General features: G+C 40.5%; 20 protein-coding genes and 1 other annotated feature. Of the genes, 5 read left to right on the top strand and 15 right to left on the bottom strand.

Translation table 11 applies throughout. The features are described from left to right. Positions 1 to 156: 156 nt before the first annotated feature. On the top strand, positions 157 to 849 hold the full coding sequence (locus G575_RS0103345; RefSeq protein WP_156874718.1) for an XRE family transcriptional regulator: 693 nt from the start codon (positions 157 to 159) through the stop codon (positions 847 to 849). 76 nt (positions 850 to 925) lie between these two features. Here the strand turns inward: G575_RS0103345 and yihA are convergent, their stop codons facing one another. The 4 genes from yihA to G575_RS0103320 form a co-directional block, all read right to left on the bottom strand. Next, positions 926 to 1,522 (bottom strand): ribosome biogenesis GTP-binding protein YihA/YsxC, encoded by a 597-nt coding sequence (yihA, locus tag G575_RS0103340; RefSeq protein WP_027971451.1) that lies wholly within the window; start codon positions 1,520 to 1,522, stop codon positions 926 to 928. A gap of 8 nt (positions 1,523 to 1,530) precedes the next feature. Next, the gene (gene clpX / locus G575_RS0103335) at positions 1,531 to 2,760 is read right to left on the bottom strand and encodes an ATP-dependent Clp protease ATP-binding subunit ClpX (RefSeq protein ID WP_027971450.1); all 1,230 of its coding nucleotides are present in this window, start codon (positions 2,758 to 2,760) and stop codon (positions 1,531 to 1,533) included. 188 nt (positions 2,761 to 2,948) lie between these two features. Then, a complete protein-coding gene (locus G575_RS0103325) occupies positions 2,949 to 3,461 on the bottom strand; it encodes a dihydrofolate reductase (RefSeq protein ID WP_027971448.1) in 513 nt (170 codons plus the stop codon). 77 nt (positions 3,462 to 3,538) lie between these two features. Further along, positions 3,539 to 4,399, bottom strand: a complete 861-nt coding sequence (locus tag G575_RS0103320) for a thymidylate synthase (RefSeq protein WP_027971447.1) — start codon at positions 4,397 to 4,399, stop codon at positions 3,539 to 3,541. A gap of 208 nt (positions 4,400 to 4,607) precedes the next feature. On the opposite strand from G575_RS0103320, the gene G575_RS0103315 reads away from it, so the two are divergent. Beyond that, positions 4,608 to 5,780 (top strand): hydroxymethylglutaryl-CoA synthase, encoded by a 1,173-nt coding sequence (locus G575_RS0103315; RefSeq protein WP_027971446.1) that lies wholly within the window; start codon positions 4,608 to 4,610, stop codon positions 5,778 to 5,780. Further along, the gene (locus tag G575_RS0103310) at positions 5,770 to 7,047 is read left to right on the top strand and encodes a hydroxymethylglutaryl-CoA reductase, degradative (RefSeq protein WP_027971445.1); all 1,278 of its coding nucleotides are present in this window, start codon (positions 5,770 to 5,772) and stop codon (positions 7,045 to 7,047) included. Before G575_RS0103315 ends, G575_RS0103310 begins: the two co-directional genes overlap by 11 nt. Before the next feature lie 292 nt (positions 7,048 to 7,339). Here the strand turns inward: G575_RS0103310 and G575_RS11070 are convergent, their stop codons facing one another. Further along, complete coding sequence (locus G575_RS11070) at positions 7,340 to 8,485, bottom strand: Mbeg1-like protein (protein ID WP_051176896.1); 1,146 nt, start codon at positions 8,483 to 8,485, stop codon at positions 7,340 to 7,342. 107 nt (positions 8,486 to 8,592) lie between these two features. On the opposite strand from G575_RS11070, the gene G575_RS0103300 reads away from it, so the two are divergent. Then, complete coding sequence (locus G575_RS0103300; RefSeq protein WP_027971444.1) at positions 8,593 to 9,231, top strand: Pr6Pr family membrane protein; 639 nt, start codon at positions 8,593 to 8,595, stop codon at positions 9,229 to 9,231. Positions 9,232 to 9,372: 141 nt separating this feature from the next. Here the strand turns inward: G575_RS0103300 and G575_RS0103295 are convergent, their stop codons facing one another. The 6 genes from G575_RS0103295 to G575_RS0103270 all read right to left on the bottom strand — a co-directional run bounded on the left by G575_RS0103295 (position 9,373) and on the right by G575_RS0103270 (position 12,663). Beyond that, positions 9,373 to 10,050, bottom strand: coding sequence for an alpha/beta hydrolase family protein (locus G575_RS0103295; RefSeq protein ID WP_156874711.1), 678 nt, complete (start codon positions 10,048 to 10,050; stop codon positions 9,373 to 9,375). A 102-nt stretch (positions 10,051 to 10,152) separates the two neighbouring features. Continuing rightward, a complete protein-coding gene (rplT, locus tag G575_RS0103290; RefSeq protein ID WP_027971442.1) occupies positions 10,153 to 10,512 on the bottom strand; it encodes a 50S ribosomal protein L20 in 360 nt (119 codons plus the stop codon). A 52-nt stretch (positions 10,513 to 10,564) separates the two neighbouring features. After that, the gene (rpmI, locus tag G575_RS0103285) at positions 10,565 to 10,765 is read right to left on the bottom strand and encodes a 50S ribosomal protein L35 (RefSeq protein ID WP_027971441.1); all 201 of its coding nucleotides are present in this window, start codon (positions 10,763 to 10,765) and stop codon (positions 10,565 to 10,567) included. 36 nt (positions 10,766 to 10,801) lie between these two features. Next, positions 10,802 to 11,332 carry a translation initiation factor IF-3 gene (gene infC, locus G575_RS0103280; RefSeq protein WP_027971440.1) on the bottom strand — a complete coding sequence of 177 codons (531 nt, stop codon included), beginning with the start codon at positions 11,330 to 11,332 and terminating at the stop codon, positions 10,802 to 10,804. Positions 11,333 to 11,345: 13 nt separating this feature from the next. Beyond that, positions 11,346 to 11,471, bottom strand: a sequence feature (ribosomal protein L20 leader region). 24 nt (positions 11,472 to 11,495) lie between these two features. Further along, a complete protein-coding gene (cmk, locus tag G575_RS0103275) occupies positions 11,496 to 12,176 on the bottom strand; it encodes a (d)CMP kinase (protein ID WP_027971439.1) in 681 nt (226 codons plus the stop codon). 10 nt (positions 12,177 to 12,186) lie between these two features. Continuing rightward, positions 12,187 to 12,663 carry an SAG1386/EF1546 family surface-associated protein gene (locus tag G575_RS0103270; RefSeq protein WP_027971438.1) on the bottom strand — a complete coding sequence of 159 codons (477 nt, stop codon included), beginning with the start codon at positions 12,661 to 12,663 and terminating at the stop codon, positions 12,187 to 12,189. A 45-nt stretch (positions 12,664 to 12,708) separates the two neighbouring features. Here G575_RS0103270 and G575_RS0103265 point away from each other — a divergent pair, with 45 nt between their 5' ends. Further along, a complete protein-coding gene (locus tag G575_RS0103265; protein WP_027971437.1) occupies positions 12,709 to 12,906 on the top strand; it encodes a ferredoxin in 198 nt (65 codons plus the stop codon). Here the strand turns inward: G575_RS0103265 and G575_RS0103260 are convergent. The 4 genes from G575_RS0103260 to G575_RS0103245 are packed head-to-tail and all read right to left on the bottom strand — an operon-like array spanning position 12,903 to position 15,867. After that, positions 12,903 to 13,385 carry an EbsA family protein gene (locus G575_RS0103260; protein WP_027971436.1) on the bottom strand — a complete coding sequence of 161 codons (483 nt, stop codon included), beginning with the start codon at positions 13,383 to 13,385 and terminating at the stop codon, positions 12,903 to 12,905. The genes G575_RS0103265 and G575_RS0103260 overlap by 4 nt on opposite strands. A 50-nt stretch (positions 13,386 to 13,435) precedes the next feature. Beyond that, the gene (gene pepT / locus G575_RS0103255) at positions 13,436 to 14,665 is read right to left on the bottom strand and encodes a peptidase T (protein ID WP_027971435.1); all 1,230 of its coding nucleotides are present in this window, start codon (positions 14,663 to 14,665) and stop codon (positions 13,436 to 13,438) included. Between the two features lie 10 nt (positions 14,666 to 14,675). Next, positions 14,676 to 15,542 carry a 16S rRNA (cytidine(1402)-2'-O)-methyltransferase gene (gene rsmI / locus G575_RS0103250; RefSeq protein ID WP_027971434.1) on the bottom strand — a complete coding sequence of 289 codons (867 nt, stop codon included), beginning with the start codon at positions 15,540 to 15,542 and terminating at the stop codon, positions 14,676 to 14,678. Continuing rightward, complete coding sequence (locus G575_RS0103245) at positions 15,520 to 15,867, bottom strand: initiation control protein YabA (RefSeq protein WP_027971433.1); 348 nt, start codon at positions 15,865 to 15,867, stop codon at positions 15,520 to 15,522. The genes rsmI and G575_RS0103245 overlap by 23 nt, the downstream gene beginning before the upstream one ends. Positions 15,868 to 15,881 lie beyond the last annotated feature (14 nt).

Raw genomic sequence — 15,881 nt, 5'->3', positions numbered from 1 at the left:
CTGACCTCCATACTTATCATCCTTTCTATATTACAGGTTTTTAGCCATTTTTGCAAAACAAAATCGCTCTGAATGAATTTTTTTCAGGTATGTTGATTTTTTTTCAAGTATATGATATTATTTTCTTATCATTTTGTAAAGGAGTTTTTTATGTCTTTGGAAATAGCAGAGCGACTACGTCAATTGAGACTAGCTTCTGGGTTAGAACAAGCCGAACTCGCTAAGCGATTAGGCTACAAATCTGATAGCACCATCTCAAAGTGGGAATCTGGAAAATCACTCCCTACTGGACAACGCCTGAGTAAAATCGCAGCACTTCTGGATACAAGCACCGACTACATTCTCTACGGCCAAAGTGCGCAAGTCCCTAAACTGACGCAGATTTTTAACCAATTAGATCCTGATAGAAAAGAAAAAGTCATTAATTTTGCTAAAGATGAACTCGATCAGCAAAGACGCCTAGCCAAACCACGTTTTGAATATAAAGTCTACGAAAAATTATCAGCTGGTGGGGGCTTTTCATACTACAACGATGGCAATTATGACACGGTTTTTTACGAGGAAGAATTAGACCATGACTTTGCCTCTTGGATTTTTGGCGATAGCATGAATCCAGTCTATTTAAACGGCGAAGTTGCCCTCATCAAACAGACTGGTTTTGATTATGACGGTGCTGTTTATGCTGTAGATTGGGATGGACAGACCTACATCAAGAAGGTTTATCGTGAAGAGGAGGGACTACGTCTGGTTTCCCTTAACCCTAAATATAAGGATAAGTTTGCTCCTTACGATGAAGGACCGCGTATTATCGGTAAAATTGTTGGCCATTTTATGCCCTTAGAAGCCTAGATTCCCAGCTATTCACCCTTTACGACAACATTAAAAGCGAAGCCTTTTCAGATAACTGATTAAGCTTCGCTTTTTGTCATAGATGTCCTAAAATCGTCTCCCAAGCTTCATCATAACCCTGACGTGTTTCAGATGAAAAAATAATAAAAGAATCCGATTTATCAAAATTGAGTTTTTTCTTAACAACTGACTCATGCTTGTTCCATTTACCACGCGGAATTTTATCCGCCTTAGTGGCTACGATAATAACGGGGATGTCATAATACTTGAGAAATTCATACATCTGAACATCGTCCGCCGAGGGCTCATGACGCAGGTCAACCAAGCTGACTACAGCTCTAAGATTTTCCCGGCTAGTTAAATACTCTTCAATCATTTTCCCCCACTTGAGGCGCTCTGATTTTGAAACCTTAGCATAGCCATAGCCTGGTACATCGACAAAACGGATTTTGTCATCAATATTGAAAAAATTCAGTAATTGCGTTTTACCTGGCTTACTCGACGTCCTCGCCAGATTTTTCCTCCCTAAAAGACAGTTGATGAAACTTGATTTTCCAACATTTGAACGCCCAGCTAAGGCAATCTCTGGCAGGTCATCTTGAGGATAGTGTGATTTATTAGCAGCGCTAAGGAGAAGTGAGGCATTATGTGTGTTTAAAAATGTATCTGACATAAAACCTCCTAAGCTGTTTCAAGGATAGGTGCTTCCTTACCTTCCACAGCTTCCTTAGTGATACGAACCCCTACAACATCTTCCTGGCTAGGAATATCAAACATCACATCCAACATGGTTTCTTCAATGATGGAACGAAGACCACGAGCTCCTGTCTTGCGTTCGATGGCTTTAGCAGCAATGGTTTCCAATGCTTCTTGGTCAAAGTCTAATTCAACACCGTCATAGGATAGGAGGGTCTTGTACTGTTTGACTAAAGCGTTTCGAGGCTCTGTCAAAATCAGCACCAAATCTTCAACAGTTAATTGCTCAAGCGCTGCAACAACTGGCAAACGACCGATAAATTCTGGAATCAGACCAAATTTTTGAATGTCTTCTGAAATGATTTCTTGCATATAAGAAGCATCATCATCGATTTTTCTGTTATTTTGTCCAAATCCAATGATTTTTTCTCCCATGCGCTGTTTGACAATTTCCTCAATACCGTCAAATGCACCACCAACGATAAATAGGATATTTTTAGTGTCAATCTGAATCATTTCTTGATTAGGGTGTTTACGTCCACCTTGTGGCGGAACACTAGCCACGGTCCCTTCAATGATTTTAAGCAGGGCTTGCTGGACACCTTCACCAGAGACATCTCGTGTGATAGAGACATTCTCGCTTTTTTTAGCGATTTTATCAATCTCATCAACGTAAACAATACCACGCTCAGCACGTTCGATATTGTAGTCTGCTGCTTGAATCAGTTTCAGCAGGATATTTTCAACATCCTCGCCCACATAACCCGCTTCTGTTAAAGAGGTCGCATCTGCAATGGCAAATGGTACATTTAAACTTTTAGCCAAAGTCTGTGCTAAAAAGGTCTTACCTGAACCTGTTGGGCCAATCATGAGGATATTTGATTTTTGTAAATCCACATCATCCTCATTACGGCTTTCCGTGAAGCTGATACGCTTATAGTGATTATAAACCGCCACAGCTAAAGCTCGTTTAGCTCGGTCTTGACCCACCACGTATTGGTTTAAAATGTCCAGCAACTCTTTTGGTTTTGGCACTTCTGTCAAGTCAGCAAGAACTTCTTCTGCTAATTCCTCACGAATAATTTCTTGTGATAGTTCCACACACTCATTACAGATAAAAACACCGTTCCCTGCAACGATTTTACGTACTTCTTCCTGATTTTTACCACAGAATGAGCAGTAAACATGGTGGTCATTTTTTCGATTTGTCGCCATTGTATTTTTTCCTAATTTCTAAAATAGTGTCCCTGAGAAGGCGTGGATGGTATTGACAAGATTGGTAACAGCATTAAGTAAACAGAATAAAGCTAAACCATAGCGTTTTTTACGCAGAGCTGGGCCTATTGCCAAAATACAAATCACCCCTAAAAAAGCTGTGAAAACTCCGAAAATACTGCGTTGCATTAAGCTTTACCTTTCCTATCCAGTATCGCAATCGTAAAATCATATGCATTTTGATCGTCTTTAGCAATCACTTGTTCAGAAACGAGCACAAAATTCTCTTTTGAAATATCTGGAAAATAAGTATCTCCCTCAAGAGTTGCATGTATGGTGGTTTGAATCAATTGTTGATAGTAAGGTTCAAAAGCCTTATAAATAGCAGAACCTCCAGCAATATAGAGATTTTTATCTTGACTATTGAACCAAGACATCGCTTCATCAACAGAATGAACAACTTTTACCCCATCTGCCTTAAAGTCTAAATCGTGTGTTAAAATCAAAATTTCACGACCAGGCAAGACACGACGATTCATGCCATCAAAAGTAACCCGCCCCATCAAAATAGCCTGACCCATCGTGGTTTCTTTGAAATGCTTGAATTCAGCAGGTAGATGCCAGGGCATGGTCTGTTTTTTTCCAATTACACCATTTTCAGCCTGAGCCCAAATGGCAATGATTTTTTTATTAGTTGTCATAAGTCTAGTTTACCAAAAAGCTCCAAAAATTGCTGATTTAAACACTGTTTGATGTGCTAAGCTACTCAATAATGGCCTTAGATAGCTAAATCAAACTTGAGTTGGGGGTAAACAGGATCATAATCTATCAGCTCGAAATCTTCTGGTTTGATCTCAAAAAAATTAGTCCCGTCTGGTACGTTTAAAAGCAGTCTCGGTTGACAAGTACTTGGCTGACGGCGAAGGAGTTCCTCTGCTTGTTCAAATTGATTGTCATAGATGTGGAGGTTGTTGATAAAGTAGAAAAACTTTCCAACTTTCCAGCCAAAATGCTTAGCAATCATCATCTGTAAAGCCACATATTGCATGGCATTGATATGGTGTGCTACCAACATGTCATTGGAACGTTGCGTCAAGGTTGCATCCAGATAAATCTCCCCATTCACACGGCGCACATCAAACATGGTTTGAAAGGCACAAGGTAGTAGCCCTGAAGTTTCCTCAAAGGCCTCATAATCCCAAAGTGAAATCACATTACGGCGATTCCACGGATTCTCCTCCAACTGCTTAAGCATTTTTGTGATGATATCATGCTTTTTGACGATAGCTCCGTAGCGCTGACCAATAGAGCGCTTATCACCATTATTGGCAGACAGCCCTGCTACTTCCCAATCATTCCAATAGTGTACCTTATATTTTTCTTCAAGCATATCTAAACTATTGGACTGATCTTGGTAAATCCAAAGAATTTCTTTAATAGCTGATTTGATGGCAATGGGACGAAGGGTAGTGATGGGAAATTCACCTTTTGACAAGTCATATTCAGCAAAACTCCCAGTGATGTACTTAGAATTTGCCGTCTGACCATTTTTGTATTTAGGCCGAGCTTGCTCACTCATAACACCTTCCTCTAGGATTTTTTTGATGTTGTTTTTAAAAATATGATCTGCTTTTGTCATCATTAGTCACTTTCTTATCCTTTTCGCTCTGCTATTTTACCGAAAATCCTTTCAAAAATCCAACGAAAAAATTAGGTCTCAGGTCTTATGGCTTTTTTTCAAAATATGGTAGAATGGATGATGGAAAATTCTGTCAGATACCTACTTGTTCTGACAGATAAGATGGGAAAATAAAAATACATAATAAGTCTATATGAGTGGAGAAAAAATGACTATCGGAATTGATAAAATTGGATTTGCAACCTCACAATATGTTCTAGATATGGCTGATTTGGCTCAGGCTAGAGGGGTTGATCCTGAAAAATTTTCAGTGGGTCTAATGCTAGACGCTCTCAGTATTACCCCAATTTCAGAAGATATCGTCACTTTAGCAGCTTCTGCTAGCCAAACTATCCTAGATCAAGCAGATAAAGCAGCTATTGATATGGTGATTTTAGCAACAGAATCCGGTATTGACCAATCAAAAGCAGCTAGCATCTATGTTCATAGCTTACTTGACATTCAACCATTTGCACGGTCCATTGAAATTAAAGAAGCCTGTTACGCTGCTACTGCTGCACTCAATTACGCCAAACTCCACGTTGCAGCCAACCCTGATAGCAAAGTTCTAGTTATCGCTTCTGATATTGCTAAATATGGTATCCATGCGTCCGGCGAGCCGACCCAAGGTGCTGGGGCTGTTGCAATGTTAGTGACTAAGAACCCACGGATTCTCTCTTTCAACGATGACAATGTCGCTCAAACTCGAGATGTCATGGATTTTTGGCGTCCAAACTACTCGGACACTCCTTTTGTCAATGGCATGTACTCAACCAAACAATATCTAGACAGTTTAAAGACTACCTGGGAAGAATACCAACAGCGTAACCAATCGGGCTTAGAAGACTTCACAGCCTTCTGCTTGCACCTCCCTTTTCCAAAATTAGCACTCAAAGGTCTCCAAAAGCTGATGACAAGAGAGTTACCCAAAGAAAAGCAAGCAGAGCTAGTGGCTAACTTTGAATCGTCTATCACCTATAGTCGCCAAGTCGGGAACATCTATACAGGCTCTCTCTACCTGGGACTCTTGTCTTTGCTGGAAACGAGTCGGACACTAAAAGCTGGAGATCGCATTGCCCTTTTCTCTTATGGGTCAGGTGCCGTATCAGAAATTTTTTCTGTTACTCTTGTCTCAGGTTATGAAAAGATGCTAGAGACTAACCGTCTTGATAGCTTAACTCAACGTATCCCTTTGTCTGTTACTGACTATGAAAAACTCTTTTATCAAGAACTAGTCCTTGACCAAGAAGGATCAACTTCTTTTGAGACTTACAAGACTGGTGCTTTTCGACTCAGTCATATTGACCAACACCAACGGATTTACAAAGCAAATGACAATTAACTGGACTGGATTTTCTAAACGAACACCTAAAGAGAGACAGGAACATATCGCCCCCCTCCTCTCCCAAGAAACACTGGAGTGGCTCCAAAACAATCAGCAACTTTCTCTTGATACTGCCAATCAAATGGTTGAGCATACTCTAGGAACTTTTTCGCTTCCCTTTGCTATCGCTCCAAATTTCTTGGTGGATGGCGAAACTTTTCATTTACCCATGGTCACTGAAGAACCTTCTGTTGTTGCCGCTGCCAGTTTTGCTGCCAAGATTATCGGACGATCTGGGGGATTTAAAACAATCATTCACAATCGCCTGATGATTGGACAAGTTGCCCTCTATGATGTCTCTAACAGGAAAAGTGCCGAGCAGAAGATTCTTAACCACAAAGCGCAGCTATTAGCTTTAGCAAATCAAGCACATCCTTCTATCCTCAAACGAGGAGGCGGTGCGCGTGACCTTTGGTTGCAAGAAAAAGGAAACTTTCTCATCGTTTACCTCAGCGTAGACACTCAGGAAGCCATGGGGGCAAATATGCTTAACACCATGTTAGAAGCTATAACACCAAGACTTGAAGAGCTCTCCCTAGGTAAAAGTCTCATGGCTATTCTATCCAATTATGCTACTGATAGTCTCGTAACCGCTCAATGTCATGTGGATTTACGCTTCTTGAGTCGCGATAAAACTGAGGCCGAAGAATTTGCGCGAAAATTTGAGTTAGCCAGTCAATTGGCACAAGTGGATCCTTATCGTGCTGCCACTCATAACAAAGGCATTTTCAACGGAATTGACGCCCTTGTTTTAGCGACTGGAAATGACTGGCGAGCCATCGAAGCTGCCGGCCACTCCTATGCTAGCAGGCACGGTGCTTATCAAGGGTTATCGACGTGGAGCTATGACAAGGACAATCAGCAGATTTTAGGAGAACTGACACTGCCCATGCCGATTGCTACTAAAGGAGGGTCCATTGGGCTTAATCCCACTGTTGCAATTGCCCATCAAATCCTTGGTCAGCCTAAAGCCAAAACATTAGCAAGCCTTATTCTTTCGCTGGGGTTAGCACAAAATTTTGCAGCGCTCAAAGCCTTGACTTCTACAGGCATTCAAGCTGGGCACATGAAATTACAAGCTAAATCTCTGCTACTACTGGCTGGAGCAAGTGAAAAAGAGGTCAAACACTTGCTACCAAACTTTTTAAAAGCAACATTACGAAATCAAGAAACCGCACAAAAGCTACTGACTGAATATCGCAAGACAGCACATCTAGAGCAATGATAATCAATTGACATGAACATTATTTTTGTACATTTTTCATGTCAATAGCAGTTGACTAATCATCCATTGATACTGCCACAAAATGTGACACCTATCGTTTCATCTGACTCTTCAATAACAAATAAGGTTTTCTTCACCAAGTAGCTATACCAGTTAGAAGCATTCCCCCGAAAAACAAAAAGTAATATCAAAAAACGACTAAAGGAAGCTGATTTATCATCGCTATCTCTTTGGTCGTTTTCTAATCTTTTAAGAAGATGATCACATGTTATGATTTAATCTTTTCCTAGAGTCATTGGTTTCTTTGAACTTTTGATTTTAAAAATGCTTGGGGTTGCCTTAATGATATGGGGTTTCCATGACCATTCTGGGCAAAGGCTGTTAGAAATTGCCATAAGGATTTTTGGATAAGTTGCCGTTTGTTACGATGAATCTGATTCAGTTTGCCAAAAGCAACTAGCAATGATCCTAAGCCTTCTCTTTGATTCAAGTGGTTCAAGTTATCAATGCCACTATCTATCAAAGTATCAAACAATAAATCAACTAGCATTTTCAATTCTGACTTACTCAAATTTGCCATCCATTGATCAAAGGTACCACTCAACTGATTGCTTAAAGCTGTAGGCTCAGCCCCCATAAAATACCCTTGTTCTGAAACCTTCCAAGTCATCACCGAATGTTGCGATACGCCAAAAGAGTGAGCATCGACAACTAAGGCTGGTACATCCAGCTGGAGCATTACCCCAACGATTGAATCTTTCGGTCGAATCACTATCAACTTATCTCGAATCATTTGATAACCTTGCTTTTGAAAGAAAGCTGTGCTAAATCCAGGAGCATCCAACATCATAACGAGCTTAATCTGAGCTTGTCTACTAGCTTCTTGATGACTGGCGGCATAAACCGCTAAATTTCCACCTTTTGAATGTCCCGTCACACAAACAGATTGCTCCGTGCTTTCCAAAACGTCCCGTAGATAGGTGACTGCTGAACGCTGAGCAGGAATTTCACTCATATAAGTTAGCTTAAAGTCCTCTTTCCAACCAATCAAGCTGTCATCCGTACCACGAAAGACCACTTGACAATGCTGGATGTCAGGCAGGTAAAAAACCATCGCAGCAAACTGCTTTTCAAACTCTGAATTGACATCATTGACATAGTCAGCTATTTCCAAGTCAGCAAAACGCAAACTGTCTAATACAGCTTCAAACAGCTGAATACGCTCTCTCGTCACCATAAAATCATAGGCAATATTAGCTTTTTGCTCTTGATAGATTGTTTTTATCTCAGAAAAACGCATTCTCTGATGACCTTCCAAATGCTCACCAAAAGGAAGGTAGCCTAATTCGTTTAGGCAAACAAGATCCAGTTCATTGAATGGTAATTGTGAAAATGGCGTCTGCCCATTTTCTTTCAGATAATCAATAAGTGTCCCCATACGCTCCCCTAATCTCTTTTTTTCTATTCTAAGGCTATTCAACTGTCAGGTCAAGTAAAAATATGGTATAATGTAAAATAGTTTGATTATCAAAGAAAGGAAGTCACATGTCAAACCTTCAACGTTATCGCCTTCTTATTGCCCTCTGTGGATTGGCTGGTGTCACCATGCAAATCTATCAAGATGGTTGGGGCATGCTCTTATATTATACCGTCCTCTCCAACACACTTGTTTTCTCCTTCCTCTTTTTCCTCATCTTTTTGGAAAGTAAGGGAGGAACTCGTCACACTTCTCCACGTTTGCTTCGCATCAAAGGTGGAGTGACTATGGCTATTATGATCACTTGTATCATCTATCATTTCATGTTAGCTCCAATTGCCAAACCAGAAGACTACTGGAATATTCGAAATTTCCTTGTACACTATATCGCTCCTATTGGCATGATTTTAGACACCCTTTTCTTGGATAACAAGAAGGTTTATCGTTGGTTTGATCCTTTTAGTTGGACAATAGTTCCACTAGCTTACTTTGCTTTTGCGATTTTCAATGGCATGGTCATGAAATTGCCTATTCCAGGAGCTGTAGATAGTCCTTATGCGTACTTCTTTATCAATGTGAACAAGTATGGGTTAGAGCGCGTGCTGATTAATTCAGCCATTATTGCTGCTGCCTATGTCGTAGTCGGTTACATCTTACTAATCAGTAAGGGCTTTATCGGTACAAAAAAAGACGCTTCGTCACTATAAAACATCCATTTCAAACTATAACAAATGGCTAAGGTAGGATTCTGATGCTCTGAACCCTGCCCTAGCCACTTTTTTATCTTGGTCTTCCAAAATCTGGAGGAGACTCCGTTTCTAAGACAAGAAACATGTTTCCAGACACTTTTATATGGTAATCATCTTATCCAATAAGGAGGCAAGCTCTTCATCCTTTTCGAGATAGAGCTGATGACCCGATTCGCTCAATTCATAAATCGCTAGATTTGAAAAATGCAATAACCGTTTCCGCTTCTCTTCTGCATAATGCTTAGGCTGACCTGCTAAAATGACCACAGTTGGAACTGATAGGGGAGTGTCATTTCCTTGCCAAGACTCTCGTCTTGTGATGATGAGATGCTCTACAGCTTGAGCTGATAATTTTAGGACGTATTGATTTTCCCTTGAATCAAACACATAAGCGTCACGAATAGCCTCTTCGAGAAACTGCGGAAAATCTTCCTTACCTTCTTTTTCCTTAGCGATAAGGTTAGCCAAATCTCTAGTCTTTGACCTTTCAAGATAGCTAAAAGCTTCCTCTAATTCGTCATCTAAGGACATGGTTGATAAATCATGAACCCTTAGACCCCCATCTAATAAAATTAATTGCCGCACTTTCTCAGATAGACGAGTCAGGCTATTTGCTAGATCAGCTCCTAAAGAAAACCCCATCAGCCTAATCTTATCTTCATCAACTTGCTCATTAAACCACTCTAAAAGGTCCGCTTGGCTAGTAAAGCCATTCTCTGGATAGGGCAAATAAACCAGATCAATCTTTTTCTTCGCAAGCAGTTCTCTAAATCTCACTGTGTATCCTTCATGAGATCCTAAACCATCTAAAAAATAAAGTCTTTTCACAACATCTCCATATTACAAAAAGAAGCCTAAATCAATAGACTTCTTTGTATCTTATTTACCAAGTTTTGCTTTAGCAGCATCTGCAAGCGCTGTGAAAGCTGCTGCGTCGTTAACTGCCAAGTCAGCAAGCATTTTACGGTTTACTTCGATTTCAGCAAGTTTCAAACCATGCATCAATTGTGAGTATGACAAACCATTCATACGAGCCGCTGCATTGATACGAGAAATCCAAAGTTTACGGAAATCACGTTTTTTCTGACGACGGTCACGGTATGCATAGTAGTAAGAGTTCATTACTTGCTCTTTTGCAGTACGGAACAAGATGTGTTTTGCTCCATAGTAACCTTTAGCCAATTTAAGAATACGTTTACGACGTTTGCGTGAAACAACGCCACCTTTAACACGTGCCATTTATATTTTCCTCCAAATAATCAGTTAGTTAACATCAGTGTGCAAATGCTGATTAACGCATTTGTGAAAGCATTGATTTGATACGTTTAAAGTCACCAGCATGTACCATGCCTGCTTTACGCAAGTGACGACGTTGTTTTTTAGTTTTACCGTGGAAACGGTGTGATGTGAAGGCGCGGAAGCGTTTCAATCCACCAGAACCTGTACGTTTGAAACGTTTAGCTGATGCACGGTGTGTTTTTTGTTTTGGCATTTTAAAATTCTCCTTAAAATAATTTACAGTGACAAGTTATTTCTTGTCAGGGATTGGTGCAAGTTGCATGAACATTTGGCGACCATCCATTTTAGCGCGTTGCTCAATAATAGCAATATCCTGCGTCGCCTCAGCAAAATCAGCTAAGACTTTTGCCCCAATTTCCTTATGGGTAATCATACGTCCTTTGAATCGGATAGAAACTTTAACCTTATTTCCTTTTTCAAGGAATTTACGGCCATTACGAAGCTTTGTCTCAAAGTCCCCTTTATCAATAACTGGGCTAAGACGAACCTCTTTTACGGTCACAACACTTTGTTTTTTGCGTTGTTCCTTCTGTTTCTTTTGAAACTCAAACTTGAATTTCCCATAGTCCATAATTTTGGCAACAGGTGGTGTCGCTTGTGGCTGGATAAGAACCAGGTCAACATTTGCCTGATCGGCAAGCGCTTGAGCTTCTGACAATGGTTTAATACCTAATTGTTCACCTTCAAGACCAACCAAACGAACTTCGCGAACACGAATTTCGTCGTTGATGAATAGATCCTTTTTAGCTATGATCTTCACCTCTTCATTTTTTTAGAGAAAAACAAAGCGGACTTGATAAATCAAGCCCGCACACATTTTATTTCACTGCTGAAATTTGACATGTTGGGCCAGACAACTTAAGTCGCAAGGCGAGAAGTTCTCACTTCTGCTTTTCTCATTGTTACTATTATAGCAGAAATAACTAACCCTTGTCAATGATTTTTTTCGCTTTTTCTTGAATAAAATTCACAACACCTTCTATCGTAATACCTGTTGTGTCAAAAGTGATAGCATCATCAGCTGCTTTGAGAGGGGAAACCTTACGATGACTATCCTTGTAGTCACGCGCTGCAATTTCCTCTTTTAAGGTTTCAAAATCAGTTGGTATGCCTTTTTCTTGATTCTCCTTAAAGCGCCGCTCCGCTCGCTCCTCTACCGAAGCAACTAAGAAAATCTTGAGTTCTGCATCAGGCAAGACCACTGTACCGATATCACGACCATCCATGATAATCGCTCCGCCACTAGCGATACGACGTTGTTGGGCCACCAATTCCTCACGAATTTCTGGAATAGCAGACACCCAAGACACATTGTTGGTCACATCATTTTGACGGATAGCAAGTGTCACATCATTATCTCCTAGTAAGACTTTTTGATTACCAGAAGCATCTTTTTCAAAAGAAATGGGATGTTGAGCCAAATGCGTCAGAAGCTCTGAAACTTGCTCTTGAGTCAACTGGTATTTAAGCGCTAGATATGTGGCACACCGATACATAGCCCCTGTGTCAAGATAAGTATATCCTAGATTTTTGGCAATAATTTTGGCTACAGTTGATTTCCCGCTTGAGGCAGGACCATCAATAGCAATTTTGATTTTTGACATCATTTACTTTCTAATTAATATAAACCACATCGCCTGGGTTGGCATACCAAGTTCCTCCAGGACCAGTCATTTTCTCTGGATTAAGCGCATAGAGAGTCTCCATGGAGATCCCTGCTCGTGCTGCAATAGAACTAGCACCTTCGCCTGCTTCTACCACGATGGTGCCACCATTACGGACAAGGGCTGTTGTTGAACGAGTCGTTTCTACTTCAGTCTCTGATTCTGATGCTGTTGTAGTGGTGGTAGAGTTTGCTTGGTCATTGTTGGCAACGGTGGAGGCGCCGTAAAATCCTGTCGTTGCTTCCTCGCGACTCGTATTACCATTTGAAGTGTAGAAAATAAATAATAGAATCCCAACAAATATGACAAAGAAAATACTCAACAAAATTGTCAAAACAGGCGTTCTAACAACCTCCTGTCGACGCTGACGGTTTCCTTCATGTTCGGGTTCTGGAAAAACTTGTTCTTCCCACGGATCTCTACTCATCTCTTCTCCCTTGTTAATTTAAAAAATTCATATTACAATAATACTATGAAAGTATCTCTTATTCCAGAAAAATGTATCGCCTGCGGGCTTTGTCAAACTTATTCAACTCTTTTTGACTACCATGATGATGGTATTGTCAAATTTTCGGACAGTGATCAACTCAGTCTGACCTTGTCTGAACCTGACTCAAATGCGGTATTAGCAGTCAAATCATGTCCAACAAAAGCCCTTATCCTTGATTAAGGGGCTTTTTTATCATTTTGATAATGCTCAAAATAATCCAACTTGATGAAATTGTCCAGAAGCTCCACTTCCCCCTCAAAATCGGGATGAATAGCTAAAGCATCCAGGAAATACTTCTTAGGCCATTTTCGCATGGCATATATCTTATGTTGACCATCTGCCAAAATTAAGCATAAGGTCGTTTTGGTCACTTCTATCTTTTTGATGTCTGATATCACGACAATTGTCTTCTTCCAAAATTGGATATCAACAATTTCCAAATAGTTAGCATCTCCAATGATAAAATAACGATGCAACCCTAAGCTGAATAAGGTCCCAAATATGGCAACTAAGACAAAGAAGACCATTGGAACTTCTATTTTTTCATAAAGCAATGACATCCCAATAAAAAGTGGCATAAAGGTCAGGGACCAATAGATGATGGACCATGACAGTTCTGGCTGCCAGTGATATCTGATTTTCCCAAACAGTTTAATCATCCCTTAGCCTCCTCCTTCATTTTATCATAAATTAAGAATTGTTTCTAGATTTAATCTTTGTAACTACTGATACCAATAATAACATCGACGGCTTTTTCCATGGTCTGCAAGCTGACGTATTCAAATCGTCCATGCATGTTTTCTCCACCTGCAAAAATATTAGGTGTTGGAATTCCCATAAAGGAAATTTTTGAACCATCTGTCCCGCCACGGATTGGCTCAATAATGGGTGTGATGTCAAGTTGTTCCATGACATTCTTAGCTAATTGAACTGGTGTCATATCTTTTTCAATGACTTTTTTCATATTGTAATACTGGTCATGAAGTTTAAGTATGATACGCTCTTCTCCTAGCTCAGCATTCATCTTAGCAGCGATACGCTCCATCTCAGCTTTGCGATTTTCAAAGGCCTCATCTTCAAAATCACGGATGATATAAGAACTCACAGCTTCATCAACCGTCCCACCTAGTCCATGCAGATGGTAGAAACCTTGATAACCTTCTGTCAATTCTGGACGATCTGTTGCAGGTAATTGTTGGTGGAAGTCCATGGCTAATTGTAGAGCGTTAATCATGCTACCTTTCGCAGTACCTGGATGAACGTTACGACCAATAAAACGCAGTTCGGCACCCGCAGCGCTAAAGGTCTCATACTGAAGCTCTCCCAATGGTCCACCGTCAATGGTATAGGCGAAGTCTACATTAAAATCAGCGACATCAAACTTATCCGCTCCGACACCAATTTCTTCATCTGGTCCAAAACCAACACGGATTTCCCCATGTTCAATTTCTGGGTGATTCGCCAAATACTCAACCGCCGTCATGATTTCAGCAATACCAGACTTGTCATCTGCCCCTAACAATGTTGTCCCATCCGTGGTAATGAGCGTCTGACCGACGTACTTGTCCAGACTTGGAAAATCTTTTGGGGTCAACCTATATCCTGATGTCCCAAGAGCAATGGCACCACCATCATAGTTTTCAATAATCTGCGGACAGATATTATCAGCATTAAAATCAGCGGTATCGATATGAGAAATGTAGCCAATTTTATAGTTAAAACCTTGTCCATTGGCAGGAAGCGTTCCCACAATATAACCATTGTGCTCTAAGTAATGCACATCTACTAGGCCAATGCGCTCCATTTCAGGTTTCAAAACCTTAAGAGCAAAGTCTACCTGGCTTGGCGTTGATGGGGTTGTCTGGCTTGTAGCGTCTGAACGCGTATTGATTTTGACATAGGTTAAAAAACGTTCTAAGAGATTAGGGTATTTTGTCATGACTTTCTTTCTAAATGTTGTGATAAGCATTGTAAACCTCTTGTCGATTGAGGTTGTAAGTTTTAGCAACTTCTTTAATGGCTTGGTTTGGCTTTTTTCCTTGGGCAATAAGCTCCGCTACTAAGGCAGCAGGAGATAGAGTTGTTAGGTTTTCTACCCCTTCTACGGACTCTGTATGACCTTCTACTAACATCAAACATTCTCCTTTGAGCGGATGGTCTTCCAAGTAAGCAAGAATCTCTGAGATAGAACCTCTTTGATATTCTTCATAGAGTTTGGTCAATTCTCTAACAACGGTGATTTTTCTATCGCCATAAACCGCTAGCATATTTGTCAATGTACCTGACACACGATGGGGGCTCTCATAGAAAATTTGAGTCTCTGGATAGGTTTTTTTTCTTTCAAAAAAAGCCTTTTGCTGCCCAGATTTTCTAGGCAAAAAGCCATAAAAAGCATGGGGTTGCGGAGCAAGCCCAGAGGCTATTAAGGCTGTTAAACCAGCAGATGGACCCGGTAGCGCCACCACTGGTATCTGAGCCTCGATGGCTGCTGTCACTAAATCATGACCTGGATCAGAAATGGAGGGCATTCCTGCGTCAGATACCTGTGCAAGTGATTTTCCTGATGATAGCAAATCCAATAGGTCTGGAATCTTGTTGAAGGCATTATGCTCATGAAAGGAAATCTGCTTCGTTTCAATAGCAAAATGTTTCAAAAGAAGTCCAGTGTTTCTGGTGTCTTCTGCGCAGATAAAATCGACTGTTTTCAAAACTTCAACTGCCCTGAAGGTCATGTCTGCTAGATTGCCAATAGGCGTTGGCACCAAATAAAGGGTACCACAGTCTGTCTGATTTTTAAATGATTTTTGTACTTGCATCTCTCTCCCCGTAAAGAAACTCTACACAACTCATACAGCTTGGGTATTTGTCATCTAATCTCTGACCATAGCTATCGTTACAGACATGAAAGCCTTCTTCATAAATCGACTCCAAATATTGCTGACCTCTGTAGGGATTGTGGACTGGTTCTTCATTGCTGGCTTGTTTGAGATGCTCTATGAGGCTATTATTTTCCATACGTAGACGGGCATTTTCCTCAAAGACTCCTTGAACTTGCTTCTTGATTGCCTCAAACTCTGCCAGAGTTTCCATAAACTGCTGGGAGAAAGTTTCCATTTTTGATAGAAGTTCTTTTTTGTCCATTCCTTCTCCTTACT

This window comes from Streptococcus plurextorum DSM 22810 (genome assembly GCF_000423745.1).
Taxonomy (GTDB): domain Bacteria; phylum Bacillota; class Bacilli; order Lactobacillales; family Streptococcaceae; genus Streptococcus; species Streptococcus plurextorum.
This window is presented reverse-complemented; position numbering and strand designations above follow the sequence as displayed.

Coding starts and splice junctions, on each gene's coding strand:
- cmk (WP_027971439.1), bottom strand. CDS start 12,176: ATGTCAAAAATCAAAATTGCTATTGATGGTCCTGCCTCAAGCGGGAAA.
- G575_RS0103270 (WP_027971438.1), bottom strand. CDS start 12,663: ATGAGTAGAGATCCGTGGGAAGAACAAGTTTTTCCAGAACCCGAACAT.
- G575_RS0103325 (WP_027971448.1), bottom strand. CDS start 3,461: ATGACAACTAATAAAAAAATCATTGCCATTTGGGCTCAGGCTGAAAAT.
- pepT (WP_027971435.1), bottom strand. CDS start 14,665: ATGACAAAATACCCTAATCTCTTAGAACGTTTTTTAACCTATGTCAAA.
- rsmI (WP_027971434.1), bottom strand. CDS start 15,542: ATGCAAGTACAAAAATCATTTAAAAATCAGACAGACTGTGGTACCCTT.
- clpX (WP_027971450.1), bottom strand. CDS start 2,760: ATGGCGACAAATCGAAAAAATGACCACCATGTTTACTGCTCATTCTGT.
- G575_RS0103245 (WP_027971433.1), bottom strand. CDS start 15,867: ATGGACAAAAAAGAACTTCTATCAAAAATGGAAACTTTCTCCCAGCAG.
- yihA (WP_027971451.1), bottom strand. CDS start 1,522: ATGTCAGATACATTTTTAAACACACATAATGCCTCACTTCTCCTTAGC.
- rpmI (WP_027971441.1), bottom strand. CDS start 10,765: ATGCCAAAACAAAAAACACACCGTGCATCAGCTAAACGTTTCAAACGT.
- G575_RS0103320 (WP_027971447.1), bottom strand. CDS start 4,399: ATGACAAAAGCAGATCATATTTTTAAAAACAACATCAAAAAAATCCTA.
- G575_RS0103265 (WP_027971437.1), top strand. CDS start 12,709: ATGAAAGTATCTCTTATTCCAGAAAAATGTATCGCCTGCGGGCTTTGT.
- G575_RS0103300 (WP_027971444.1), top strand. CDS start 8,593: ATGTCAAACCTTCAACGTTATCGCCTTCTTATTGCCCTCTGTGGATTG.
- G575_RS0103260 (WP_027971436.1), bottom strand. CDS start 13,385: ATGATTAAACTGTTTGGGAAAATCAGATATCACTGGCAGCCAGAACTG.
- G575_RS0103315 (WP_027971446.1), top strand. CDS start 4,608: ATGACTATCGGAATTGATAAAATTGGATTTGCAACCTCACAATATGTT.
- G575_RS11070 (WP_051176896.1), bottom strand. CDS start 8,485: ATGGGGACACTTATTGATTATCTGAAAGAAAATGGGCAGACGCCATTT.
- rplT (WP_027971442.1), bottom strand. CDS start 10,512: ATGGCACGTGTTAAAGGTGGCGTTGTTTCACGCAAACGTCGTAAACGT.
- G575_RS0103310 (WP_027971445.1), top strand. CDS start 5,770: ATGACAATTAACTGGACTGGATTTTCTAAACGAACACCTAAAGAGAGA.